The following is a 23,315-nucleotide window of genomic DNA, read 5'->3' as shown; positions in this document are numbered from 1 at the left end:
CCGCATGGCCGAGGTCGACGCCGCCCGCATCGAACGGGCGGTCACGGAGATCCTCCTCGCGATCGGCGAGGATCCGACGAGGGCGGGCCTCGAGCGCACCCCGCAGCGGGTCGCCGAGGCTTACGCCGACTTCTTCGGCGGCCTCGCCGTCGACCCGCTGAGCCACCTCGCGGACTCGGTCGCGGTCGACTCCGCGATCCACGCGGCGGCGACCGGTGCCGACACCGAAGCCGCTCCGGCTGCCGCCACCGGCGATGCCGTCGTGCTGCGCGACCTCGCGTTCCGGTCGGTGTGCGAGCACCACCTGCTGCCGTTCGTCGGCACCGCCCATGTCGCGTACCTCCCGGGCGAGCGCGTGGTCGGCCTCGGCCGCATCCCGGCCGTCGTCGACACCCTGGCGCGGCGCCCGCAGCTGCAGGAACGCCTCACCGAGGAGATCGCCGACACCCTCGTCGCCGGCCTCGACCCGCGCGGCGTGCTCGTCGTGCTCGACGCGCAGCACCGGTGCGTGACGACCCGAGGCGCGCTCCAGCAGCGCAGCTCGACCATCACGATCGCCGGTCGCGGCGAGCTCGCGAAACCCGCCGCGCGCGCCGAGATCATCGCGCTCATCGGGGCGGGCGTCATTGATGCAGACGCGTCGTCGAGCAGGACCCCGACGGATGCCTGAGCCCACGCTTCCGCTCATCATGGGCGTGCTCAACGTGACGCCCGACTCCTTCAGCGACGGCGGCCGGTGGTTCGACCCCGACGCCGCGATCGCCCACGGGCTCGAGCTGGTCGCGCAGGGCGCGGACCTGGTCGACGTCGGCGGGGAGTCCACCCGGCCGGGCGCCGCGCTGGTCGAGCCGGACGAGGAGATCCGTCGCGTGGTGCCGGTCATCAGCGAACTCGCGGGCCGAGGCATCCGGGTGAGCGTCGACACGATGCACGCGGCCACCGCGGCCGCCGCGGTGGAGGCGGGCGCCGACGTCATCAACGACGTGTCGGCGGGACTCGCCGACACAGCCATGGCCCGGATCGCGGCATCCAGCGGCGCGTACTACGTCGCGATGCACTGGCGCGGCCACCTTGGTGTCGTCGACAGCCACGCCGACTACGACGACGTCGCGCGAGAGGTGCGCGACGAGCTCTTCGCCAGGGTCGAGGCGCTGGTCGAGGCGGGCGTCGCGCGCGAGCGGCTGATCCTCGACCCCGGGCTCGGATTCTCCAAGCGCGCCCCGCAGAACTGGGAGCTGCTCGGCCGGCTCGACGAGCTCCAGTCCCTCGGGTTCCCGGTGCTCGTCGGCGCGTCGCGCAAGCGGTTCCTCGGCGCGATGCTGCCCGAGGGCGCCCCGGTCGAGGAGCGCGACCTGCCGACCGCGGTCATCAGCGTGCTCGCCGCGCAGGCCGGGGCGTGGGCCGTGCGGGTGCACGACGTCACCGCCACCCGGCGCGCCCTCGACGTCCTCGGGGCGTGGCAGAGTGGAAGCCGTGGCTGACCGGCGAGATCGCATCACCCTGACCGGCCTGCGCGTGCAGGCGAACCACGGCGTCTTCGACTTCGAACGCGAGCAGGGGCAGGTCTTCGTCGTCGACGTCGTCGCCTTCGTCGACCTCGCCGCGGCCGCCGCCGGCGACGACCTCGAGCGCACCGTGCACTACGGCGTGCTGGCCGAGGCCGTCGTGGCCGCCGTCGAGCGCGACCCGGTCGACCTGATCGAGACCGTCGCCGAGCGGGTGGCATCCGTCGCCCTCGGATTCGGGGCGGTCGACGAGGTCGAGGTCACGGTCCACAAGCCGGATGCCCCGATCGCCGTCGCGTTCGACGACGTCGCGGTCACCGTGGTGCGGGGTCGCGCGTGAGCCGTGCGATCATCGCCTTCGGGGCGAACCTCGGCGACCGCGAGGCGACCATCGCGTCGGCGATCCGCGCACTGGCCGACGCCGACGGGGTCGAGCTCGTGCGGGTCTCTCCCGTCTACGAATCCGTCGCGATCAAGGACACCGGCGTCGACCACGAGGCGCCCGGGTACCTCAACGGCGTCGTCGCGGTCGACACGACGCTCGAGCCGCACGCCCTGCTCGACCTGCTGCTGCGTATCGAGGCCGACCACGGCCGCGTGCGCACCGAGCACTGGGGCGATCGCACCCTCGACCTCGACCTCCTCGACGTCGACGGGCTCGTGGTCGACGACGAGCGACTGACGCTGCCGCATCCGCGTGCGTGGCAGCGCGCCTTCGTGCTCGCGCCGTGGCTCGACGTCGACCCCGACGCCTCGATCACCGGCCGAGGGTCGGTCCGCGACCTGCTCGCCGCCGCGACCGACGAGGTGACCAGGCGATGAAGCGCACCCACCCGACCTCCCTGATCGCCTGCGTGATCGCCGGCGCCGTGATCGGATACCTCGGCGAGCTGCTGCTCGTCACCTCCGGCGCGAACGCCGTCGTGCCGCCGCTGTCGTTGCCGATCACCCTCGTCGGCGTCGCGGCGATCGTGCTGAGCCTCGCCTGGCCGATCCGGCGCTCGGTCACGGGGGCGTCGACGCGACGGGTCGATCCGTTCCGCGCGATGCGCGTCGCGGTGCTCGCGAAGGCGTCGAGCCTGACCGGCGCCGTGGTCGTCGGTCTCGGCCTGGGCATCGTGCTCTTCCTCGCGACCCGCGCCGTGGTGCCGAACCCCGGTACGCTGTGGCTCGCGCTCGCCACCGCGCTGGGCGCCGCCGTGATGCTGGCCGGGGGACTGGTCGCCGAGTGGTGCTGCACCCTTCCACCCGACGATGACGACGAGGAGCACGCCCATGCCTGAACCCGAGGTGCCGGTCGAGCCGGCCGCCGAGGCATCCGAAGCCGGCGGGGCATCCGAAGCCGGCGGGCCATCCGAAGCCGGCGGGGCATCCGAACCCGCCGTCGTGCCCGACGGTCCCATCGGCTCCCACGTCGACGCCGACTGGCGGCGCGTCTCGCCGAAGTACCTCGTGGTCGAGGTGGTCGGCACGCTGATCAGCGGGGTCGTGCTCGTCGGCGTCGGGGTGTTCATGTTCGCGGTCCTCGGCTGGGCGTGGGCGTTGTGGGCCGCGATCGCGATCGGCGTGGTGTTCCTCGTGTCGCTCGCGTTCGAGCCGCGCCGCGTGCGGTCGATCGCCTACCGACTCCGCGAGGACGACCTCGTGTTCCGGCGCGGCATCATGTTCCAGCGGCAGGTCGCCGTGCCGTACGGGCGCATGCAGCTCGTTGACATCACGCGCGGCCCGATCGCACGCGCCCTCGGGCTCGCCGACCTGAAGTTCGTCACGGCGGCGGCGGCCACGGCCGTCACCGTGCCGGGCATCCCGGCCGAGGAGGCCGACCGGCTCCGCGACGAGCTGGTCGCGCTCGCCGAGACGCGTCGGGCGGGGCTGTGACCGACGCGACCGAGCCGTCGGCCGAGTCGTCGCCCGAGGCGCCGGCCGAGCGTCACGGCGGCACCGACGCACCGGGCGAGCCGATCACGCCCCCGGCGTCGTCGCCCGAGCCGTCGGCCCAGCCGACGCGCACGGGCCTCGCCGACGGCGAATGGCACCGCCTGCATCCGGCGAGCCCGCTGCTGCGCGGCGGCCTGGCCCTCATCGCGATCCTGGGCTTCATCATCGCGAACCTCCGCGAGCGGCTCGTCGAGATGTTCGTGCCGATCTTCGCCCCCGACTTCGAGGACGAGTTCGGCGGCGCCTACGACGAGTGGAGCGGCGACTGGGCGAACGACCCGATCGGCGGGATCGTGCTCAACGGACTCGTCGGCTGGGCGCTGCTCGCGGTCGCGCTGGTGCTGATCGGCATCGTCGGCGGGTTCTGGCTGTCGTGGCGCATGCACAGCTTCCGCATCACGGCCGACGCGGTCGAGGTGCGCAGCGGCATCCTGTTCCGCTCGCACCGCAGCGCCCGGCTCGACCGGATCCAGGGCATCAATATCCAGCGCCCGTTCTTCGCGCGACTCTTCGGCGCGGCGAAGCTCGAGGTGTCGGTGGCCGGGCAGTCGGCCGACGTGCAGCTGTCGTACCTCGCCTCCGCGCTCGCCGACGGGCTGCGCGCCGACATCCTGCGGCTCGCCTCCGGCGCACGCGCGACGAAGGCGGCCACCCGTGCGCCCGGCGACGCGACGGACGCGGCTGCCGTCGCAGGGGCGGCGCTCGCCGAAGCGGATGCCCCGGCCGGTGCGGATGCCCCCGCCGAAGCGGACGTCCGGGTCGGAGCGGATGCCCCCGCCGGAGTCCGCGCCCGCGTCTCGGGTGTCGTGGGGCGACGCGTCGACGACTTCCTCGCGCCCGAGCTCGACCCCGACCTGGCGCCGCCGGAGTCCGTGGTGCACCTGCCGCTCGGCCGCGTGATCGGGTCGACGCTGCTCGGCGGCACCACCATCTGGGTCATCGTGCTCGTCGCCGTCCTCGGCGTCGGCATCGCGACCCACCAGTGGTGGGTGCTGTTCAGCTTCGTGCCCGCCCTGATCGGTGTCGTCAGCTACGTCTGGACGCGCATCACCAGGTCGCTGCGCTACTCGATCGCCGGCACGCCCGACGGCGTGCGCATCGGGCACGGCCTCCTGTCGACCGGCAACCAGACCATCCCGCCGGGCCGCGTGCACGCCGTCGAGGCGCAGCAGTGGCTGTTCTGGAGGCCGTTCGGCTGGTGGAGCGTCCGCGTGAACCTCGCCGGGCAGTCCCTGACCGCGAGCGGCGAGGCTGCCAACCGCACGCTCGTGCTCCCGGTCGGCACGGCCGACGACGTGCGCCGCGTGCTCGACCTGCTGCTGCCCGGCAGCGCCGAGGCCCTCGGCGATGCGTTCGACGCCGGGCTCACGGGCCGCGGCGAGGCCGGCGGCTTCCGGCCGGCGCCGCGCCGATCGGCGTGGCTCCACCCGTTCTCGTGGCGCCGTATCGGCTGGACCGAGCAGGCCGGGCTCGCCGGCATCCGACATGGCGTGCTGCTGCGCGGACTCGTGATCGTGCCGCTCGCGCGCCTCCAGTCGGTCGCGATCCACCGCGGGCCGATCCGCCGGATGCTGCGCCTTGCCACCCTGCGACTGCACACGGTCACCGGGCCGATCACGGCCACCCTGCCCGCCTTCGACGCGGCGGAGGCCGAGGCGGCGTACGAGCGGGTCGCGGTCGAGGTCGTGGTGCGGGCGAACGCCGACCGCAGCGACCAGTGGGGCGCGGAGCTCGAGCATGGCTGAGCCCCGGGCGGGCCGGCTCGGCGTCGGCGTCGTCGGCGCGGGTCGGGTCGGCGCCGTGCTCGCCGCAGCCCTCGGCGGAGCCGGCCACGCACTCACCGGCGTCGCCGCCGTCTCCGAGCGCAGCCGGAGCCGGGCCGACGCGATGCTGCCCGGCGTGCCCGTACTGGCGGTGCCCGAGATCGTCGAGCGGAGCGAACTCGTGCTGCTCGCCGTGCCGGCCGACGAGCTCGAGCCGCTCGTGGCGGGGCTCGCGAGCGCGGGGGTGTGGCAGCCGGGGCAGCTCGTGCTGCACACGGCCGCGCGCTACGGCACCGGCGTGCTCGATCCCGCGCGGCGCGCGGGAGGCATCCCGCTCGCCGTGCATCCGGTGATGGACTTCACGGGCACGTCGCTCGACATCGCCCGCCTCGCCGGCACCTGGTTCGCCGTCACCGCGCCGTCTCCGGTGCTGCCCATCGCGCAGGCCCTCGTCGTCGAGATGGGCGGCGAGCCGTTCGTCGTCGCCGAGGAGCACCGCGCCGCGTACGCCGAGGCCATCGACACGGCCGTCTCGTTCTCGACCGCGATCGTCGACCAGGCGAGTGGCCAGCTCGACGGCATCGGCGTCGCACGACCCGGAGCCGTGCTCGCGCCGCTCGTGCGCAGCGCGGTCGAGAACGCCCTCTCGCGGCACGACACGGGGCCGGGCCCCGACGGGACGGGTACGATCGACGAGGCCGGGAACATCAGGCCGCCAGGAGGTGCCGTGTGATCCAAGCCGTTTCGGGCACCCGCGTCGACGGCACCCGCGTCGACGGCACCCGCATCGTCGACACCCGCGTCGTCGACACGGTGGCCGAGCTCCGATCCCTCGTCGCCGAGCGCCGCGCGGCGGGAGCCACGGTCGCGCTCGTGCCGACGATGGGTGCGCTGCACGACGGCCACCTGGCGCTCGTGCGCCGGGCCCGCGAGCTCGCCGACGTCGTCATCGTCTCGATCTTCGTGAACCCGCTGCAGTTCGGCCCCGGCGAGGACCTCGACCGGTACCCGCGCACGCTCGACGCCGACCTCGCCGCGCTCGACGGGCTCGGCGTGACCGCGGTGTTCGCGCCGAGCGTCTCCGAGATGTACCCCGACGGCCCGAGCTCGACGCGCGTCGTCGCGGGCGGCGTCGGATCGCTCTACGAGGGCGCTTCGCGCCCCGGGCACTTCGACGGCATGCTCACGGTCGTCGCGAAGCTGTTCCACATCAGCCGTGCCGACGTCGCCTGCTTCGGGCAGAAGGACGCGCAGCAGGTGTTCCTCGTCGAACGCATGGTGCGCGACCTCGACGTGCCGATCGCGATCGACGTCGTGCCGACGGTGCGCGAAGCCGATGGCCTCGCGTTGTCGAGCCGCAACCGGTTCCTGTCGGCCGACGACCGCCGCGCCGCGCTCGCGCTCTCGGAGGCGCTCGCCGCCGCCGCGGAGGCGGCGCCGCAGGGCCTCGCCGAGGTGCTCGCCGAGGCGGATGCCGCGTTCGGCGCGCACGAGGTGCAGCCCGACTACCTCGTCGTCGTCGATCCGGCGACGTTCCTGCCGGTCGAATCGGATGCCTCGGGTGACGCGATCGTGCTGGTCGCAGCCCGCGTCGGCGCGACCCGGCTCATCGACAACGCGCGCATCACGCTGGGATAGCGGGGTCTCGCCGGGCTCGATCGTCGGTGGCTCGACCGCCGGGAGCCGCCCAGGTCCGCCCCGGTAGGCTGTCATCCGCACGTTTCCGCGCCGACGAGAGAGAATCATGGCCGACAACCCCACGGATGCCGCACCCGAGCCCACCGCCGAGGAGATCTCGGAGCAGAAGGCCGTGCGTCTGTCCAAGCGCGAGCGGCTGAACGACGGCGCCGAGCTCGGCGGCGGCGCCTACCCGGTCGGCGTCCCCGTGACCGCGACGATCCCAGAGGTCCGCGACCGCTTCGTCGGTCTCGGCGTCGACGAGGCGAGCGGCGAGCAGGTCGGCCTCGCCGGTCGCATCGTGCACCTGCGCAACACCGGCAAGCTGTGCTTCGCGGCGCTCCAGTCGGGCGACGGCAGTCGCATCCAGGCGATGGTTTCGCTCGCCGAGGTCGGCGAGGAGTCGCTCGCGGCGTGGAAGGAGCTCGTCGACCTGGGCGATCACGTCTTCGTCGCCGGCGAGGTCATCACGAGCCGCCGCGGCGAGCTGTCGATCATGGTGAACGACTGGCGCATCGCCGCGAAGGCCGTGCTGCCGCTGCCGAACCTGCACTCCGAGCTCAGCGAGGAGACCCGGGTGCGGAGCCGGTACCTCGACCTGATCGCGCGCGAGCAGGCCCGTCGCAACGTCGTCGACCGCGCGAAGGTGAACGCCAGCCTGCGCGCCACGTTCGCGTCGCACGGCTTCGTCGAGGTCGAGACCCCGATGCTGCAGGTGATGCACGGCGGGGCATCCGCTCGTCCGTTCGTGACGCACTCGAACGCGTTCGACACCGAGCTGTACCTGCGCATCGCGCCCGAGCTGTACCTCAAGCGCGCCGTCGTCGGCGGTATCGAGCGGGTCTTCGAGATCAACCGCAACTTCCGCAACGAGGGCGCCGACTCGACGCACTCGCCCGAGTTCGCGATGCTCGAGGCGTACCAGGCGTACGGCGACTACCACTCGATCGCCGACCTGACCCAGCAGCTCATCCAGGACGCGGCGCTCGCCGTCGCCGGCACCCACGTCGTGACCTGGGCCGACGGCACCGAGTACGACCTCGGCGGCGACTGGGACCGCATCTCGATGTACGGTTCGCTCTCCGAGGCCGTCGGCGAGGAGATCACCCCCGAGACCCCGATGTCGCGCCTCAAGGAACTGGCCGACGCCGAGGGCATCGAGATCGACCACCCGCTGCCCGGCAAGTACGTCGAGGAGCTGTGGGAGCACCACGTCAAGGGCGGTCTCGTGCGCCCGACGTTCGTGATGGACTTCCCGCTCGACACGTCGCCGCTCGTGCGGTGGCACCGGAGCATCCCGGGCGTCGTCGAGAAGTGGGACCTGTACATCCGCGGGTTCGAGCTCGCGACGGGCTACTCCGAGCTCGTCGATCCGGTCGTGCAGCGCGACCGCTTCGTCGAGCAGGCGCGTCTGGCCGCGGGCGGCGACCCCGAGGCGATGCGCCTGGACGAGGAGTTCCTGCGCGCCCTCGAGTTCGGCATGCCGCCGACCGGCGGCATGGGCATGGGCATCGACCGTCTGCTCATGGCCATCACCGGGCTCGGCATCCGCGAGACGATCCTGTTCCCGCTGGTGAAGTGAGGCGACCCGCATGAACGACTACCTGCCCAAGGACGAACTCGAGCCGCGTGACCCGAAGAAGCCCTCGCCGACCCGTCTCGCCATCTGGATCATCGTCGGCGGCATCGGCCTGTACCTCGTGATCTCGGGCCTCTGGGGCGCGCTGACCTGACCCGGGGCATCCGATCACCGCCCGACAGGCGGATTCGGAGCTTCGCCGTCGTATTCTGAGGGGACTATGGACGACTTCTGGGCCAACGCGATCTGGTCGCTGGCACCCACCGTGCTCATCGGGCTGCTGTTCTGGTTCATCATGCGCGCGATCCTCCGGGCCGACCGCACGGAGCGCGACGTGTACGCCAAGATCGAGGCCGAGGAGCGCGCGAAGCTCGGCCGGGAACACCCGGCGGGCTGACCCGGGCATGGGGGATGCCGGGGGCGGTTGGGTCGGACCGACCATCGCGATCGGGTTGCTCCTGCTGGACCTGGTGATCCGCGTCGTCGCGATCATCGTCGTCCCCCGCAACCGGCGTCCCACCGCGGGCATGGCGTGGTTGCTCGCGATCTTCTTCATCCCCTACCTCGGGGTGCTCTTCTTCCTGCTGATCGGCAACCCGAAGCTGCCCAAGCGCCGCCGCGAGAAGCAGGCCGAGGTCGACCGGTTCATCCGCGAATCCACGCACGGCATCGAGCGTGTGAGCGACGCCGCCGAGTGGCCGGCGTGGTTCGAGGGCGTGGTGCGGTTGAACCGCAACCTGGGGGCCATGCCGCTCATCGGCTCGAACAGCGCGAGCCTCATCGGCGACTACCAGGGCTCGCTCGACGCGATGACCGACGCGATCCGCGACGCGAGGCACTTCGTGCACGTCGAGTTCTACATCTTCGCCCTCGACCGCACGACGAAGCCCTTCTTCGATGCGCTCGGCGATGCGGTCGCGCGCGGAATCGAGGTGCGGGTGCTGCTCGACCACGTGGCATCCCTGCGGTCGAAGGGGTACCGGCGCACGATCCGGCGGCTCACCGAGATGGGCGTCGACTGGCGGCTCATGCTTCCGGTGCAGCCCCTGAAGGGCAAGTACCAGCGGCCCGACCTGCGCAACCACCGCAAGATCCTCGTCGTCGACGGCGAGATCGGGTTCCTCGGGTCGCAGAACATCATCGACCGCAGCTACAACAAGCGGGTCAACATCCGTCGCGGGCTCAAGTGGAAGGAGCTCGTCGCCCGGCTCGAGGGCCCGATCGTCGCGGGCCTCGACGCGATCTTCGCGACCGACTGGTACCTCGAGACCGGCGACGCCCTGACCCGCGAGGAGTTCGAGGCGCTCGAGCAGCCGGCGGAGCGGCAGAACCTCGACTGCCAGGTCGTGCCGAGCGGCCCCGGGTTCCAGAACGAGAACAACCTCAAGCTCTTCCTCGCGCTGCTGTACGCGGCGAAGGAGCAGATCATCATCACGTCGCCGTACTTCGTGCCCGACGAGGCGATGCTCCGCGCGATCAGCGGTGCGACGCAGCGGGGCATCCACGTCGAGCTGTTCGTCTCGGAGATCGGCGACCAGGCGCTCGTCTACCACGCGCAGCGGTCGTACTACGAGGCGCTGCTGCGGGCGGGCGTGCACATCTACATGTACCGGGCGCCGTACATCCTGCACGCGAAGCACTTCACGATCGACGACGACGTCGCCGTCATCGGGTCGAGCAACATGGACATCCGCTCGTTCGAGCTCAACATGGAGGTGTCGCTGCTGGTGCGCGGCGCGTCGTTCGTCGCCGAGATGCGCGGCGTCGAGGCGCAATACCGTCGCGACAGCCGTGAGCTGACGCTCGACGAGTGGATGCAGCAGCCGCTGCGGTCGACGGTGCTCGACAACCTCGCGCGGCTCACGAGCGCGCTGCAGTAGCTCCGCGGCGCGCGCCGCGCGCCCCGCGCCGCGCGCCGCGCGCTGCTGGAGTGACCGGTCAGCCGCGCGGCTTCAGCCGCACCGTCGGCAGTTCCGGCGCCGGCAGCGGCGAGCCGTCGTACCCGGCGACCGTGCCGAACCGGCCGTCGGGGTCGTCGCCGCCGATCACCTCGGCCTGCCAGGTCCGCCGGTACTCGGCGACCTCGTCGTGCGAGCGGCCGATGAAGTTCCACCACATGACGAGTTCCTCGCCGAACGGCACGCCGCCGATCAGGATCACGCGGGCGGGGGCATCCGTCGCGGTCAGCCGCACGCCCTCGTGCCCGACGGGGAGGTAGGCGAGCGCGCTGCGCTCGACGAGTTCGGAATGCCCGGTCTCGGTGAGCGGGTCGGCGTCGTCGGGCCGGTCGGCGCCGCCGCCGCCCTCGCTGCCGATCTCGCCGCCGATCTCCTCGTCGAGCGCGGCGATGGTGATGCGCACCGGTCCGCGGTCGACGAGCACGCCGTGCTCGAAGGCCGGGTCGAGGTCGATCCACGCCTCACCGCCCGCCGGCAGCTCGACCTGCGCACCCACGAGGGGCGAGAAGACCGTGACGGATGCCTCGGGCCCCGCATCCGTGCGCGAGGGAACGCCGGGCAGCGCCCCCGCGAACACCCGGACGAGCGCATCGTCGATGCCGACCTCGTCGGTGTCGGCGTGCTCGAAGAAGGGCGTCGTATCGCGGGCGTCGTCGGGCAGCGCCACCCAGAGCTGTACGCCGTGGAGGGTCGTCGTGCCGGGCGTCGACACCTCGGAGTGCGAGATGCCGCGACCGGCCGTCATCAGGTTGACGGCGCCCGGGCGCACGAGCTCGACGCTGCCGGTCGAGTCGCGGTGCTCGATCTCGCCCTCGAACAGCCAGCTCACGGTCTGCAGGCCGGTGTGCGGGTGGGGCGGCACGACCATGCCGCCGGTCGCGGCGACCTCGTCGGGCCCGTAGTGGTCGGCGAAGCACCACGCGCCGATCGTCGTGCGGCCGCGCTGCGGCAGGGTCCGGCGGACGGGCATCGCCCGCGGACCGCCCAGTGGGACCTCACGGGGCTGCAGCACGTCGATCGTCGGCGGCCCGCCCGACTCGGGAGGGCAGACCAGTTCGGCCGGCTCGCGTTCGAGGTTGCTCATGCGCCGCATCCTAGCCAGCCCGGAGAACGGACGGCCGCGTCCGAGCCGGTACGATGGCCGCATGGCTTCCACCTCCCTTCGTCGCGCCGTCCTCGGGGGCGCCGTGCTCGCGTCCGTGTTCCTGCTCGCGGCGTGCGCGCCGCCGAAGTCCCTGGTCGAGAGCTACCCCGGTGAGCCGGTGCGCGATCACATCACGGACCACATCGTCGAGCAGGACGAAGAAGCGGCGGAGGCCGAGGGCGAGGAGGACGAGGGCGAGGACTCGCACGCCGAGGACGGGCACGCGGTCGTCGAGGGCGAGACCTTCGGGACCTGGCTCCAGCAGGGCGGGCAGCTCGCGGTGACGACGTGGGGCTCGTCGACGTGCCCGGTCGTGGGCACCGACATCCGCGTGATCCAGCCCGCGAGCGAGGGCAACGTGGTCGAGATCGTCACGAAGCAGTACCCCGACGACCAGGTCTGCACGATGGACTTCGTGCCGTACACCTCGGTCTTCTGGACGCCGATGAACATCGCTCCCACGCAGGAGCTGACCGTGCAGATCGCCGGCGAGGAGCTGACGGTTCCGGTCAAGTGAGCTGACGAACGTCAGGAGGGGGTCGGCGCGCGCCGACCCCCTTCGTCGTCTCGGTGCGCTCGTCGGCTCCGTCAGCGCCGCCGGACGAGCAGGTCGCCGACCTCGCAGCCGAGCGCGTCGCAGATCGCCTGGAGCGTCGAGAAGCGGATGGCGCGGGCACGGTCGTTCTTCAGCACGCTGAGGTTCACGACCGTGACGCCGACGAGCTCGCTCAGCCGCGCGAGGGTCATGCCGCGCTCGGCGAGCAGCTCGTCGAGCCGGCAGTGGATCTCGTGCGCGTCGCCGGGGTCGGCCGCGGGGGCGACCATCAGACGAGGCCCTCGCTGTCGCGCTGCAGGCGTTCGCCGACCTGGAAGGCGGCGCCGACGACGCCGAGCGCGAGGATCGCGAGGAGCGCACCGAAGTCGGTCGAGAACAGCACGCCGTCGTAGGTGTAGTCGCTGACGGCCGAGAGCGCACCGTTCACGCCCATCGTCGTGAACAGCCCGCCGAGCACCCAGCCGCCGAGGATCGTGAACGTGCCGATCCAGAAGACGCGCACGTTGCGTCGGGTGAAGGCGCTGCCGCGTGCGAGCGTCCACGCGAACCAGCCGAGGAGCGCGACGGCGATGATCATGGTGAGGCCGGCGACGATCGGCTCGGCGACGAGCGCGAACTGCGTGGCGGCCGCGGGCTGCGGCACGGTCACGACGGCCCGGTCGACCTGCACGTCGACGAGGGCGCCGTCGGGGCCGATCGGCAGTGGCGCGGTCTCGTCCATGAAGGGCACGAGCACCGGGACGTCGGTGCCGGGCAGCACCTCGACGAGTCGGGTGACCGCGGTCGCGGCGATGCCGACGGCGCCGATCGCCCCGATCGCGATGGTCAGGTACATGCCGACCCGGTCGCTTCGGCCCAGCCGGGAATCGGTGGCGGGCATCGTGGTCTCCGTTCGTCGGGGCATCCGGTCTTCGCGGCGGCATCCCGCCTTCGCCGGGACATCCGTTGCATATCGTTCATCGATAATATCGATGATCGATATGTTACGACGAGCGGATGCCCCGGCGCAAGCCCCCGGTGCGCCCACGGCGAACACCCGCCCGCGGCGCCGCCGATCCGCCTACCCTCGAAGTACGCGGCACGCACCTACCCTGCGCGCAAGGAGTTGAGCATGTTCGAGAGATTCACCGACCGAGCCCGTCGTGTCGTCGTCCTGGCCCAAGAAGAGGCCAAGATGCTGAACCACAACTACATCGGCACCGAGCACATCCTGCTCGGCCTCATCCACGAGGGTGAGGGCGTCGCCGCCAAGGCGCTCGAGTCGCTGAACATCTCGCTCGACGCGGTGCGCGAGCAGGTGCAGGACATCATCGGCCAGGGCCAGCAGCCGCCGACCGGGCACATCCCGTTCACGCCGCGCGCCAAGAAGGTGCTCGAGCTGTCGCTGCGCGAAGCGCTGCAGCTCGGCCACAACTACATCGGCACGGAGCACATCCTGCTCGGCCTCATCCGCGAGGGCGAGGGCGTCGCCGCCCAGGTGCTCGTCAAGCTCGGCGCCGACCTCAACCGCGTGCGCCAGCAGGTCATCCAGCTCCTCTCGGGCTACCAGGGCAAGGAGCAGGTGCAGGTCGGCGCGAACGACCAGGTGCAGCCCGCCGGCGGCTCGCAGATCCTCGACCAGTTCGGCCGCAACCTCACGCAGGCCGCCCGCGAGTCCAAGCTCGACCCGGTGATCGGGCGCGAGAAGGAGATCGAGCGCGTCATGCAGATCCTGTCGCGCCGCTCCAAGAACAACCCCGTCCTCATCGGCGAGCCCGGCGTCGGCAAGACCGCCGTCGTCGAGGGCCTCGCCCAGGCGATCGTCAAGGGCGAAGTCCCCGAGACGCTCAAGGACAAGCAGCTCTACTCGCTCGACCTCGGCTCGCTCATCGCCGGTTCCCGCTACCGCGGCGACTTCGAGGAGCGCCTCAAGAAGGTCACCAAGGAGATCCGCACCCGCGGCGACATCATCGTCTTCATCGACGAGATCCACACGCTCGTCGGCGCGGGCGCCGCCGAGGGCGCGATCGACGCGGCCTCGATCCTGAAGCCCCTGCTCGCCCGCGGCGAGCTGCAGACCATCGGTGCGACGACGCTCGACGAGTACCGCAAGCACTTCGAGAAGGACGCCGCGCTCGAGCGCCGCTTCCAGCCGATCCAGGTCGCCGAGCCGAGCCTGCCCCACGCGATCAACATCCTGAAGGGGCTGCGCGACCGCTACGAGGCGCACCACAAGGTGTCGATCACCGACGGCGCGATCGTCGCCGCGGCGAACCTCGCCGACCGCTACATCTCAGACCGGTTCCTGCCGGACAAGGCGATCGACCTGATCGATGAGGCCGGCGCACGCCTGCGCCTGTCGATCCTGTCGAGCCCGCCCGAGCTGCGCGAGTTCGACGAGAAGATCGCCGTGGTCCGCGCCGCGAAGGAGACCGCGATCGAGGAGCAGGACTTCGAGAAGGCCGCGTCGCTGCGCGACGAGGAGAAGAACCTGCTCGGCGAGCGCCTCCGCCTCGAGAAGCAGTGGAAGTCGGGCGACGTCAAGACGACCGCCGTCGTCGACGAGGGCCTGATCGCCGAGGTGCTCGCGCAGGCCACCGGCATCCCGGTGTTCAAGCTCACGGAAGAGGAGTCGAGCCGACTCGTCTTCATGGAGAAGGCGCTGCACGAGCGCGTCATCGGCCAGGAGGACGCGATCGCCGCCCTCAGCCGCACGATCCGCCGCACGCGCGCGGGCCTCAAGGACCCCAAGCGCCCCTCCGGCTCGTTCATCTTCGCCGGCCCCACCGGCGTCGGAAAGACCGAGCTCGCCAAGGCGCTCGCCGAGTTCCTGTTCGACGACGAGGCGGCGATGATCTCGCTCGACATGTCGGAGTACGGCGAGAAGCACACCGTCTCGCGGCTCTTCGGCGCCCCTCCCGGGTTCGTCGGCTTCGAGGAGGGCGGCCAGCTCACCGAGAAGGTGCGGCGCAAGCCGTTCTCGGTCGTGCTCTTCGACGAGATCGAGAAGGCGCACCCCGACATCTTCAACTCGCTGCTGCAGATCCTCGAGGAAGGCCGCCTCACCGACGGCCAGGGTCGCGTCGTCGACTTCAAGAACACGGTCATCATCATGACGACCAACCTCGGCACGAAGGACATCTCGGGCGGCCCCGTCGGCTTCCAGATGGAGGGTGACTCGCGCACCGGGTACGACCTCATGCGCGCCAAGGTCAACGAGGAGCTGAAGAAGCACTTCAAGCCCGAGTTCCTGAACCGCGTCGACGACATCATCGTGTTCCCGCAGCTGTCGAAGGAGGAGCTCCTCCAGATCGTCGACCTGTTCATCAAGCGCCTGGGCGAGCGCATGCTCGACCGCGACATGACGATCGAGCTCGCGCAGCCCGCCAAGCTGCGGCTCATCGAGGTCGGGTTCGACCCGGCGCTCGGCGCCCGGCCGCTGCGCCGCGCGGTGCAGCGCGAGATCGAGGACCGCCTGTCGGAGAAGATCCTGCACGGCGAGCTCAACTCGGGCGACCACGTGAAGGTCGACTTCCAGGACGGCGAGTTCGTGTTCACCACGACGCAGCGCGCGCTGCCGGTCGGCATCGGCGTGAACGCCGGCGCCGCGCTCGGCACCGGGCCCGCGACGCCCGACCTGGCGGCCACCGCCGAATAACGCGTCACCTTCGAGGGGCGGATGCCGTGAGGCATCCGCCCCTCGTCGTGTGTGCGCTCGTCGTGTGTGCTCGCGTGCGTCTGCGCTCGGCGGCTACGCGGCGGGCAAGCGGACGTGCCGGATTCAGGAGATCGGAGGCTGCTCAGGACTCGATCGGCGATTCGGTCCTGAGCAGCCTCCGATCTCCTGAAACGAGAAGTCGGGCATGAGGTTGCGATCTCGTGACGACCTCCGCCTCGATGCGGGCTCCCCGTGCGCACCGACGTACGGTGGAACGCATGTTCGGCTCCTTCCCCGGTGGTACCTCGCGCAGCGCAGCGCCGAGTGGCGCACGCGGGTCGGCGGTCCGGGCGGAGCCCGCGCGCTCGGGGGCGGCGCGCGCGCTGCCGACCGTCGAGCGACTCCTCGACGACCTGGGTTCCACCTTCCTCGCGCCGCTCGGACCGATACCCGACCCGCACCGGCGGATCGGCGGGGTCGTCGTCTTCGACCCGTTCGACGACCAGGCGGTCCCCGACGGCGCCGTCGTGCTCGGCGTCGGCCTGTCGGGCGGTGCCGACCTGCGTGCGGTGCTCGAACGGATCGACGACGTCGGGGCATCCGCCGTCGTGCTGCGCGAGCCGGTCGCGCTCGACGACGAGACGTCGGCGCTCGCGCGGGATCGCGGCGTCGCGCTGCTCAGCCTGACGCGCGGCGCCTCGTGGGCGCAGCTCAGCGCGATGGTCGCGGCCCTGCTCACGGAGCCGGACGACGATCGCGTGCATGAGGCGATCGGCGGACTGCCGAGCGGCGACCTGTTCACGCTCGCCAACGCGATCGCCGCCCTCCTCGACGCCCCGATCACGATCGAGGACCGCAACTCCCGGGTGCTCGCCTTCTCGAGCCGACAGGACGAGGCCGATCCGTCGCGGATCGAGACCGTGCTCGAACGGCAGGTTCCCGAGCGGTACGCGCGGTTGCTCACCGAGGCCGGGGTCTTCAAGCAGCTGTACTCGAGCCCCGACCCGGTCTACGCGAACCTGACCTTCGACGGCACCGAGCTGAAGACCAGGTGCGCGATCGCGGTGCGAGCCGGCGGCGAGATCCTGGGGTCCATCTGGGCCGCGGTCCCCGAGGAGCTCAACGCGGAACGCACGGCGGCCCTGCGCGACGCGGCGAAGGTCGTCGCCCTGCACCTGCTGCGGCTGCGCGCCGGAGCCGACGTCGGGCGGCGCCTGCGCGCCGACCTGCTGAGCACGGCGCTCGAGGGTGCGGAGGGCGCCGCGTTCGCGCTCGAGCGCCTCGGACTGGATGCCTCGCCGGTCGTCGTGCTCGCCGCCGCCGTCGGCACGGGGGAGGGCGACGGCATCGACCGTGAGGGCGACCGTCAGGCGCAGGCGCAACGGATGGCGGATGCGGTCGCGATGCACCTCGCGGCCGTGCATCCGAAGGCGTCGGCGGCCCTGCTCGGCGGCACGATCTACGGCCTGCTTCCGGTCCGACCCGGTGACGAGGGCGAGGCGCAGGCCGCACGGCTCGCGAACGACTTCCTGGCCAGGATCGGCACGCGGACGCCCGTGCAGATCGGCATCGGCCGGGTCTCCAGCGGTCCGCAGGGCGTGATGCGATCGCGCGAGAGCGCCGAGCGCGCCCTGCGGGTCAGGCTCGAGCACGTCGGCGGTGCGGATGCCCGTTCCGCCGCCACCCGCTCCGCGGTCGCGCGGTTCAGCGAGGTCCACGTGGAGGCGCTCGTTCTTGAACTGCGCGATCGGGTCCGGGCCGGCGGCGAGCAGATGACCGGGCCGGTCGCGCGACTGCACGAGCACGACGTCGAGCACGACACTGCGTTCGTCGAGACGCTCCGGGCGTGGTTGGACCACCTCGGCGACGTCTCGGCCGCGGCCGACGCCCTCCACATCCACCCGAACACGTTCCGGTACCGGCTGAAGCGCCTCGCCGGGGTTGCGGAGATGGACCTCGCCGACCCGGAGGCACGGTTCGCGGCGCAGCTGCAGCTGCGGATCTTCCCGGAGCTCCGGGCGCGACGCCCCTGACGGGCAGGCATCCGACTGCGACTCCTGGGCGGCGGTACCCGCCGCCGGCGAGCTCAGGGCGCGAGCTCGACCAGTCCGACGCGGAACCGCTCGAGGCGCTCCGGGTCGACCTCGACGCCGAAGCCCGGGCCGGTCGGCACGTCGACGACGCCGTCGTGCATCCGGATCGGCTCGGTCGTGATGTCCTCGGCGTAGAAACGGTCGGACCCGGAGATGTCGCCCGGCAGCGTGAAGCCGGGCAGAGCGGCGAGGGCCGCGTTCGCCGCGCGGCCGACCCCGGTCTCGAGCATCCCGCCGCACCACACCGCGACCCCGTTCGCCCGCGCGATGTCGTGGATGCGGCGGGCTTCGAGGTAGCCGCCCACCCGGCCCGGCTTGATGTTGATCACCGACGCCGATCCGAGCGCGATCGCGTCGGCGGCGGCCTCGGCGGACACGATCGACTCGTCGAGGCAGATCGGCGTGTGCATGAGCTTCGCGAGCTGGGCGTGCTGGCGCAGGTCGGCCTCGCCGAGCGGCTGCTCGATCAGCAGCAGCCCGTAGTCGTCGAGCCGGCGCAGGTGCGCGGCATCCACCAGCGTGTACGCCGCGTTCGCATCGACCTGGAACGGGAGGTCGTCGCCGAACTCGCGTCGGACGGCCGCGACGTGCGCGACATCCGATCCGGGCTGGATCTTGAGCTTGATGCGCGCGTACCCCTGGTCGACGTAGCCGCCGACGACGCCGACGGTCGCGGCGACCGAGTCCTGGATGCCGACGGACACGCCCGAGGGCACCGTCTCGGCGACGGCGCCGAGGTACGAGGCGAACGAGCGGCCCTCGGCCCGCAACTGGGCGTCGAGCACGGCCATCTCGACCGAGGCCTTCGCCATCGGGTTGCCGACGATGCGGTGCAGGAGGTGGCCGACGGTCTCGGCGGTGAGGTCGCCGGCGGCGAAGAGCAGGGGAGCGAGCCATCGTTCGACGACGTCCGCCGCGCCGTCGAGGTACTCGGGCGAGTACACGGGGCGGTCCAGCGCGACGTTCTCGCCCCACCCGGTCACGACCGCGCCGTCGGCGGTCTCGAGCGTCGCCTCGACGAGGAAGCACCGCTTCGCGGTCTGGGTGCCGAACGAGGTCGTGAAGGGCGCGACGAGCGGCATCGCGAGGTGGTGGAGGCGGAGGCTGAGGAGCTTCATTCGGCGGTGGATCCTTCCATGGCGGCGGGGTTCGCTCGTCGCAGCACGTACCGGGATGACCGGGTGAACCCGGTGATCGCCCAGCCCGACCCCAGCAGGTCGAGGAACGCCGCACGGGTCTCGGTGCGCCAGCGACGTGCGGCGTCGGGATCGGCGCGGCGCAGGCGCTCGATGTCCTCCGGGACGGCGACGGTCGTCACGACAGCGGTGACGGCCGGTGCGACGTACGGCGTCGGCTCGCCGTCGAGGTCGGCGACGGCCGCCGTGACGGCGTCGAGGGGGAGTTCGACGCGGGTGGCCTCCGCACTGGGCGGTTCCTGCGCGAGGTCCCACCGGATGAGCACGCGATCCGAGTGCTGTCCGGCGTTGATCGCATCGGTCATCACCCCGTAGAAGTCCGGCAGGTATTCGAGCGCCGTCGCCCCGAGCCTGCGGAGGTTGAAGTACGCGTTGCGCGCGACGAGCGGATCGAAGGTCCACGTCATCTCGTCGATGCCGCGTTCGAGGCACCAGGCGCGTTGCGCGAGCTTGACCGCGCGGCCGCGGCCGGCCCCGACGGCCTCGGGCAGGAGTCCCACGATGTGGGAGTGGAACGGCGCCCCGGGCGGGCCGCAGAAGCCGACGGCAGCGCCGATCGGCGCGTCGCCGGCGGACACGAGGGCGACCAGGTTGCCCGCGTGCGCCATGGCGACGAGCAGGGCCGGGTCGATCATGCCGTCGTCCCGTCCCCAGATGTCCGAGAGCACGGACTCGACCTGCTCGGCGGCGGTGCGATCGTGCGCGTCGAGCATCCGGATGCCGGCGGCGGCGAGCGCCTCGTCCGCCATGCGTCGCGCCGGCCCGGCGAGCGACGCGGCGCCGTGGGCCCCGGTTCGGATGGCGTCGCCGGCCGCTCCGGTTGCCTCGCCGGTTCTATTGCCGGTTCTCTCGCCGGTCGGCGGGTGGCCGGGGGTCACGAGGTCGCCCAGGGTGGCGGCGTCGTTCGCCGTCGGGCGCGCGGTCGTGTGCATAGGGACAGCATCCACGGCCCGCCCATCCGCCGCGCTGTGCGATCGCACGAACACGACCACCGAACGTCGTCCGTTCCGACGAACGAGCGGTGTCGCGCGACTCGTACCGTCGTGCCATGGCGAACCCCACCGCACCCACCGCCCCGCTCGCGACGGCCGAAGGCATCCGCGAGTGGCTGGAGGCCGAGCTCCCGCGCCTCATCGAATCGCACGGCGTCCCCGCCGCTGCCGCCGGCGTCCTGGTCGACGGCGAGGTCGTCGGCCACGCCACGGGCGTGCTGCACCTCGGCACCGGCGTCGAGGCCACCGACGACGCGCTCTTCCAGATCGGCTCCATCACCAAGGTCTGGACGGCGACCCTCGTCATGCAGCTCGTCGACGACGGCCTGCTCGACCTCGACGTGCCCATCCGCACCTACCTGCCCGAGTTCCGCATCGCCGACGAGGATGCCGCTGCCGTCATCACCGCCCGGCACCTCCTGTCGCACCAGGCGGGCTTCGAGGGCGACCTGTTCACCGACACCGGCCGTGGCGACGACTGCGTCGAGAAGTACGTCGCGACCCTCGCGGACACCCCGCAGCTGTTCGAGCCAGGCACGCAGTTCTCGTACAACAACGCCGGATACGTCGTGCTCGGCCGGCTCGTCGAGGTGCTGCGCGACGGCGCCTACGACGACGTGCTCACCGAGCGGCTCCTCCGGCCGCTCGGCCTCGCGCATGCAGCCCCCGGTCCGTACGAGGCGATCATGCACCGCGTCGCGCAGGGCCACCTCCCCGGCCCCGAGGGCGTCCTCGTCCCGGCGCCGATCTGGTCGCTGGTCCGCTCCAACGGCCCCGCCGGATCGACGCTCGCCATGCGCGTCGCCGACCTGCTCGCGTTCGCGCGCATGCACGCGTCGGGCGGCCTCGCCGCCGACGGCACGCGCGTGCTCTCCGAGGCATCCGTCGCCGCCATGCAGGAGGTCCAGGTCGGCGTCCCCGACATCGGCCTCATGGGCGAGTCGTGGGGGCTCGGCTGGGAGCTCGACCCGACCCCCGCCGGCCCGATGATCTCGCACGACGGCAGCACGATCGGCCAGAACGCGTTCCTGCGGGTGCTGCCCGAGGCCGGCGTCGCGGTCGCCCTGCTCACGAACGGCGGCGACGTCATGTCGATCTCGCGCGAGCTCTTCGAATCGCTCTTCGCGCGGCTCACCGGCGGCGACGTGCTGCGCGCGCCGCAGACGCCGGCCGACGCGGAGGCGGTGCTCGACGAGGTCGCGGCGGCACGATTCGTCGGCACCTACTCGGCGTCCGTCATGGACGTGGTCGTCACCGTCGACGAGGAGGGACGGCTCTGGGCCCAGGACGTGGGCAAGGGCGAGTTCGCCTCGCTCGTGTCGGCGGCGCCGCCCGCACGGGTCGTCCCGCACGGCGACGGGTCGCTCATCACGACCGAGCAGAAGATGGGCACCCACTGGATCTACGTGTTCCTCGGCGACGACGGGCAGGGGCGCGCGGCGTTCCTGCACACCGGTCGGGCGATGCCCCGCGCGACCGCCTGAGCACGAGCACGAGCACCCCACAGCACCGTCCACGAACCCCCCCCCCCGCACCGCACCGCACCGCACCGCTCTGCCCCGCACCGTACCGCTCTGCCCCGCACCGTACCGTCCCATCCTGCATCGCGCGGCCCGCACCGCGCACCGACCCCGAAGGATCCGCATGAACCTCAGCGACCTCCCACGCGGCCGCCGCGGCGCCGCACTGATCGGCCTCCCGCTCGTCGGCGTGCTCGCGCTCGCCGGCTGCTCGGGCGGCGGGTCGAACGCCGACTCCGACTCCGCGGCCGGCGGCTCGTTCGTCTACGCCATCGCGACCGACGTCGGATCGCTCGACCCGCACCTCGGCGCGACGAGCGCCGCGTTCGCCGCCTCGAAGTTCGCGTACGACTCGCTCGTCAACCTCGACGCCGACGGCGTGCTCTCGACGGGCCTCGCGTCGGAGTGGGCGGTCGACGGCACGACCGTGTCGTTCACCCTCCGCGACGACGTCACCTGCGCCGACGGCACCCCGTTCACCGCGTCGACCGCGAAGGGCAACATCGACTTCATCGCCGACCCCGAGAACGCGAGCCCGCTGCTGGGCGCCTTCGTCCCGGCGGGCGTGACGGCCGAGGCCGACGACGAGGCCGGCACGCTCACCCTGACGCTCGCCGCGCCCGCGCCGTTCGTGGTCGAGGGGCTCGCGCAGGTCGCGATGGTCTGCGACGCCGGCCTGGCCGACCGCTCGACCCTCGTCGAGGGCACCGACGGCACCGGGCCGTACACGGTCGCCGAGGTCGCCTCGAACGACCACTACAGTTACGAGGTCCGCGACGGCTACGCGTGGGGTCCCGACGGTGCCACGACCGACGAGCCCGGCATGCCCGCGTCGGTCGAACTCCGCGTCGTGCCCAACGAGACCACGGCGGCGAACCTCCTGCTGTCGGGCGACGTCAACGCGGCCCTGGTCATCGGGCCGGACGCCGAGCGACTGGCCGGCAAGGAGGCGTTCGACAGCCAGGCCATCACGGGCGAGACCTGGTTCAACCAGGCCGCAGGCCGCGTCACGGCCGATCTCGCCGTGCGCACGGCGCTCGCCCAGGCGCTCGACCTCGACGAACTCGCGAACGTGATCACGTCGGGCACCGGCGTCCGTGCCACGCAGCTCGCGGTCGCGGCACCCGCCGCGTGCGTCGGCGGCGACTTCACCTCGGCACTCCCCGAGTCGGGGGCGGACCAGGCGGCCGCCACGCTCGAGGCCGCAGGCTGGGCCAAGTCCGGCGACGGCTGGTCGAAGGACGGCGCCCCGCTGGCCGTCACGTTCATCCACGACTCCGCGCTCGGCACCGGCGGTGCCGCCGCGGCCGAGCTGGCGGTCGCGGCATGGACCGAGCTGGGCGTCCAGGTCGACGCGTCGACCATGCCCACCGACGAGGTGTCGGGCGTCATGTTCGGCGGCGGCGACTGGGACCTCATCTGGGAGCCCCTCAACGTGAACACCCCCGATCAGCTGCTCGGCTTCCTCACGGGCCCGACCCCGGCCGACGGCGGCGTGAACTTCGCGTCGATCGCGAACGCCGACTACGAGGCGACCGCGACGGCGGCGATGGGCCTCGTCGGCACCGACAGCTGCGACACCTGGTTCGAGGCCGAGCAGGCGCTCGTGGGCAACGTCGACGTCCTGCCCTTCGCGAGCAACGTGCTCACGGTGTTCGGGAACGGCGCCGAGTTCACCGGCTCCGACTCGATCGAGCCGACGAGCATCCGCCTCCAGCAGTGATGCCTCCCGGGCGCCTCGGACCTGTGACCGAGGC

General features: G+C 72.1%; 23 protein-coding genes. 18 read left to right on the top strand and 5 right to left on the bottom strand.

Translation table 11 applies throughout. The features are described from left to right. The first annotated feature begins 4 nt into the window (after nt 1-4). From folE to cls, 13 genes are all read left to right on the top strand, one after another. Complete coding sequence (folE, locus tag ELQ40_RS14595) at nt 5-670, top strand: GTP cyclohydrolase I (protein WP_127794338.1); 666 nt, start codon at nt 5-7, stop codon at nt 668-670. Next, the gene (gene folP, locus ELQ40_RS14590) at nt 663-1,481 is read left to right on the top strand and encodes a dihydropteroate synthase (protein WP_127794337.1); all 819 of its coding nucleotides are present in this window, start codon (nt 663-665) and stop codon (nt 1,479-1,481) included. Before folE ends, folP begins: the two co-directional genes overlap by 8 nt. Further along, a complete protein-coding gene (gene folB, locus ELQ40_RS14585; protein WP_205649351.1) occupies nt 1,474-1,845 on the top strand; it encodes a dihydroneopterin aldolase in 372 nt (123 codons plus the stop codon). Before folP ends, folB begins: the two co-directional genes overlap by 8 nt. Beyond that, nucleotides 1,842-2,327, top strand: coding sequence for a 2-amino-4-hydroxy-6-hydroxymethyldihydropteridine diphosphokinase (folK, locus tag ELQ40_RS14580; RefSeq protein ID WP_127794335.1), 486 nt, complete (start codon nt 1,842-1,844; stop codon nt 2,325-2,327). Before folB ends, folK begins: the two co-directional genes overlap by 4 nt. Beyond that, nucleotides 2,324-2,788 (top strand): DUF3180 domain-containing protein, encoded by a 465-nt coding sequence (locus ELQ40_RS14575; RefSeq protein ID WP_127794334.1) that lies wholly within the window; start codon nt 2,324-2,326, stop codon nt 2,786-2,788. The genes folK and ELQ40_RS14575 overlap by 4 nt, the downstream gene beginning before the upstream one ends. Continuing rightward, the gene (locus tag ELQ40_RS14570; RefSeq protein ID WP_127794333.1) at nt 2,781-3,383 is read left to right on the top strand and encodes a PH domain-containing protein; all 603 of its coding nucleotides are present in this window, start codon (nt 2,781-2,783) and stop codon (nt 3,381-3,383) included. The genes ELQ40_RS14575 and ELQ40_RS14570 overlap by 8 nt, the downstream gene beginning before the upstream one ends. Continuing rightward, nucleotides 3,380-5,188: a PH domain-containing protein gene (locus ELQ40_RS14565; protein ID WP_127794332.1), complete on the top strand. Its 1,809-nt coding sequence runs from the start codon at nt 3,380-3,382 to the stop codon at nt 5,186-5,188. The genes ELQ40_RS14570 and ELQ40_RS14565 overlap by 4 nt, the downstream gene beginning before the upstream one ends. Further along, nucleotides 5,181-5,939 (top strand): DUF2520 domain-containing protein, encoded by a 759-nt coding sequence (locus ELQ40_RS14560; protein ID WP_127794331.1) that lies wholly within the window; start codon nt 5,181-5,183, stop codon nt 5,937-5,939. The genes ELQ40_RS14565 and ELQ40_RS14560 overlap by 8 nt, the downstream gene beginning before the upstream one ends. Nucleotides 5,940-6,019: 80 nt before the next feature. Further along, nucleotides 6,020-6,844, top strand: a complete 825-nt coding sequence (gene panC / locus ELQ40_RS14555; protein ID WP_240666056.1) for a pantoate--beta-alanine ligase — start codon at nt 6,020-6,022, stop codon at nt 6,842-6,844. Nucleotides 6,845-6,950: 106 nt separating this feature from the next. After that, nucleotides 6,951-8,465, top strand: coding sequence for a lysine--tRNA ligase (gene lysS, locus ELQ40_RS14550; RefSeq protein WP_127794330.1), 1,515 nt, complete (start codon nt 6,951-6,953; stop codon nt 8,463-8,465). A gap of 10 nt (nt 8,466-8,475) precedes the next feature. Next, on the top strand, nt 8,476-8,616 hold the full coding sequence (locus ELQ40_RS18820; protein ID WP_164863619.1) for a hypothetical protein: 141 nt from the start codon (nt 8,476-8,478) through the stop codon (nt 8,614-8,616). A 66-nt stretch (nt 8,617-8,682) separates the two neighbouring features. Continuing rightward, the gene (locus ELQ40_RS18815; protein ID WP_164863617.1) at nt 8,683-8,859 is read left to right on the top strand and encodes a hypothetical protein; all 177 of its coding nucleotides are present in this window, start codon (nt 8,683-8,685) and stop codon (nt 8,857-8,859) included. A 7-nt stretch (nt 8,860-8,866) separates the two neighbouring features. Beyond that, complete coding sequence (cls, locus tag ELQ40_RS14545) at nt 8,867-10,342, top strand: cardiolipin synthase (protein WP_127794329.1); 1,476 nt, start codon at nt 8,867-8,869, stop codon at nt 10,340-10,342. Between the two features lie 58 nt (nt 10,343-10,400). Here the strand turns inward: cls and ELQ40_RS14540 are convergent, their stop codons facing one another. Then, on the bottom strand, nt 10,401-11,504 hold the full coding sequence (locus ELQ40_RS14540) for a pirin family protein (protein ID WP_127794328.1): 1,104 nt from the start codon (nt 11,502-11,504) through the stop codon (nt 10,401-10,403). Nucleotides 11,505-11,565: 61 nt separating this feature from the next. On the opposite strand from ELQ40_RS14540, the gene ELQ40_RS14535 reads away from it, so the two are divergent. Further along, the gene (locus ELQ40_RS14535) at nt 11,566-12,081 is read left to right on the top strand and encodes a hypothetical protein (RefSeq protein ID WP_127794327.1); all 516 of its coding nucleotides are present in this window, start codon (nt 11,566-11,568) and stop codon (nt 12,079-12,081) included. Between the two features lie 71 nt (nt 12,082-12,152). On the opposite strand, the gene ELQ40_RS14530 is transcribed toward ELQ40_RS14535, so the two are convergent. Both ELQ40_RS14530 and ELQ40_RS14525 read right to left on the bottom strand, forming a co-directional pair. Next, nucleotides 12,153-12,389 carry a helix-turn-helix transcriptional regulator gene (locus ELQ40_RS14530; protein ID WP_127794326.1) on the bottom strand — a complete coding sequence of 79 codons (237 nt, stop codon included), beginning with the start codon at nt 12,387-12,389 and terminating at the stop codon, nt 12,153-12,155. Then, a complete protein-coding gene (locus ELQ40_RS14525) occupies nt 12,389-13,000 on the bottom strand; it encodes a hypothetical protein (protein WP_127794325.1) in 612 nt (203 codons plus the stop codon). Before ELQ40_RS14525 ends, ELQ40_RS14530 begins: the two co-directional genes overlap by 1 nt. A gap of 231 nt (nt 13,001-13,231) precedes the next feature. Between ELQ40_RS14525 and ELQ40_RS14520 the strand changes: the two genes are divergently transcribed. Both ELQ40_RS14520 and ELQ40_RS14515 read left to right on the top strand, forming a co-directional pair. Next, nucleotides 13,232-15,757: an ATP-dependent Clp protease ATP-binding subunit gene (locus tag ELQ40_RS14520; protein ID WP_127794324.1), complete on the top strand. Its 2,526-nt coding sequence runs from the start codon at nt 13,232-13,234 to the stop codon at nt 15,755-15,757. A gap of 278 nt (nt 15,758-16,035) precedes the next feature. Further along, nucleotides 16,036-17,790, top strand: coding sequence for a CdaR family transcriptional regulator (locus tag ELQ40_RS14515; protein ID WP_127794323.1), 1,755 nt, complete (start codon nt 16,036-16,038; stop codon nt 17,788-17,790). Nucleotides 17,791-17,843: 53 nt separating this feature from the next. Here ELQ40_RS14515 and menC read toward each other — a convergent pair whose 3' ends face one another. Together menC and ELQ40_RS14505 are read right to left on the bottom strand one after the other, a co-directional pair. Next, on the bottom strand, nt 17,844-18,968 hold the full coding sequence (gene menC, locus ELQ40_RS14510) for an o-succinylbenzoate synthase (protein WP_127794322.1): 1,125 nt from the start codon (nt 18,966-18,968) through the stop codon (nt 17,844-17,846). Then, nucleotides 18,965-19,978: a GNAT family N-acetyltransferase gene (locus tag ELQ40_RS14505; RefSeq protein ID WP_127794321.1), complete on the bottom strand. Its 1,014-nt coding sequence runs from the start codon at nt 19,976-19,978 to the stop codon at nt 18,965-18,967. Before ELQ40_RS14505 ends, menC begins: the two co-directional genes overlap by 4 nt. Nucleotides 19,979-20,094: 116 nt before the next feature. On the opposite strand from ELQ40_RS14505, the gene ELQ40_RS14500 reads away from it, so the two are divergent. Together ELQ40_RS14500 and ELQ40_RS14495 are read left to right on the top strand one after the other, a co-directional pair. Beyond that, nucleotides 20,095-21,522, top strand: a complete 1,428-nt coding sequence (locus ELQ40_RS14500; RefSeq protein WP_127794320.1) for a serine hydrolase — start codon at nt 20,095-20,097, stop codon at nt 21,520-21,522. Between the two features lie 160 nt (nt 21,523-21,682). Further along, complete coding sequence (locus ELQ40_RS14495) at nt 21,683-23,281, top strand: ABC transporter substrate-binding protein (protein ID WP_127794319.1); 1,599 nt, start codon at nt 21,683-21,685, stop codon at nt 23,279-23,281. Nucleotides 23,282-23,315: the final 34 nt, after the last annotated feature.

This window comes from Agromyces sp. LHK192 (assembly GCF_004006235.1).
GTDB lineage: Bacteria > Actinomycetota > Actinomycetes > Actinomycetales > Microbacteriaceae > Agromyces.
This window is presented reverse-complemented; position numbering and strand designations above follow the sequence as displayed.

Coding starts and splice junctions, on each gene's coding strand:
- ELQ40_RS14570 (WP_127794333.1), top strand. CDS start 2,781: ATGCCTGAACCCGAGGTGCCGGTCGAGCCGGCCGCCGAGGCATCCGAA.
- ELQ40_RS14495 (WP_127794319.1), top strand. CDS start 21,683: ATGAACCTCAGCGACCTCCCACGCGGCCGCCGCGGCGCCGCACTGATC.
- ELQ40_RS14575 (WP_127794334.1), top strand. CDS start 2,324: ATGAAGCGCACCCACCCGACCTCCCTGATCGCCTGCGTGATCGCCGGC.
- folP (WP_127794337.1), top strand. CDS start 663: ATGCCTGAGCCCACGCTTCCGCTCATCATGGGCGTGCTCAACGTGACG.
- ELQ40_RS18815 (WP_164863617.1), top strand. CDS start 8,683: ATGGACGACTTCTGGGCCAACGCGATCTGGTCGCTGGCACCCACCGTG.
- folE (WP_127794338.1), top strand. CDS start 5: ATGGCCGAGGTCGACGCCGCCCGCATCGAACGGGCGGTCACGGAGATC.
- ELQ40_RS14505 (WP_127794321.1), bottom strand. CDS start 19,978: ATGCACACGACCGCGCGCCCGACGGCGAACGACGCCGCCACCCTGGGC.
- menC (WP_127794322.1), bottom strand. CDS start 18,968: ATGAAGCTCCTCAGCCTCCGCCTCCACCACCTCGCGATGCCGCTCGTC.
- ELQ40_RS14560 (WP_127794331.1), top strand. CDS start 5,181: ATGGCTGAGCCCCGGGCGGGCCGGCTCGGCGTCGGCGTCGTCGGCGCG.
- ELQ40_RS18820 (WP_164863619.1), top strand. CDS start 8,476: ATGAACGACTACCTGCCCAAGGACGAACTCGAGCCGCGTGACCCGAAG.
- ELQ40_RS14540 (WP_127794328.1), bottom strand. CDS start 11,504: ATGAGCAACCTCGAACGCGAGCCGGCCGAACTGGTCTGCCCTCCCGAG.
- ELQ40_RS14530 (WP_127794326.1), bottom strand. CDS start 12,389: ATGGTCGCCCCCGCGGCCGACCCCGGCGACGCGCACGAGATCCACTGC.
- ELQ40_RS14520 (WP_127794324.1), top strand. CDS start 13,232: ATGTTCGAGAGATTCACCGACCGAGCCCGTCGTGTCGTCGTCCTGGCC.
- cls (WP_127794329.1), top strand. CDS start 8,867: ATGGGGGATGCCGGGGGCGGTTGGGTCGGACCGACCATCGCGATCGGG.
- ELQ40_RS14500 (WP_127794320.1), top strand. CDS start 20,095: ATGGCGAACCCCACCGCACCCACCGCCCCGCTCGCGACGGCCGAAGGC.
- ELQ40_RS14535 (WP_127794327.1), top strand. CDS start 11,566: ATGGCTTCCACCTCCCTTCGTCGCGCCGTCCTCGGGGGCGCCGTGCTC.
- ELQ40_RS14515 (WP_127794323.1), top strand. CDS start 16,036: ATGTTCGGCTCCTTCCCCGGTGGTACCTCGCGCAGCGCAGCGCCGAGT.
- lysS (WP_127794330.1), top strand. CDS start 6,951: ATGGCCGACAACCCCACGGATGCCGCACCCGAGCCCACCGCCGAGGAG.
- ELQ40_RS14525 (WP_127794325.1), bottom strand. CDS start 13,000: ATGCCCGCCACCGATTCCCGGCTGGGCCGAAGCGACCGGGTCGGCATG.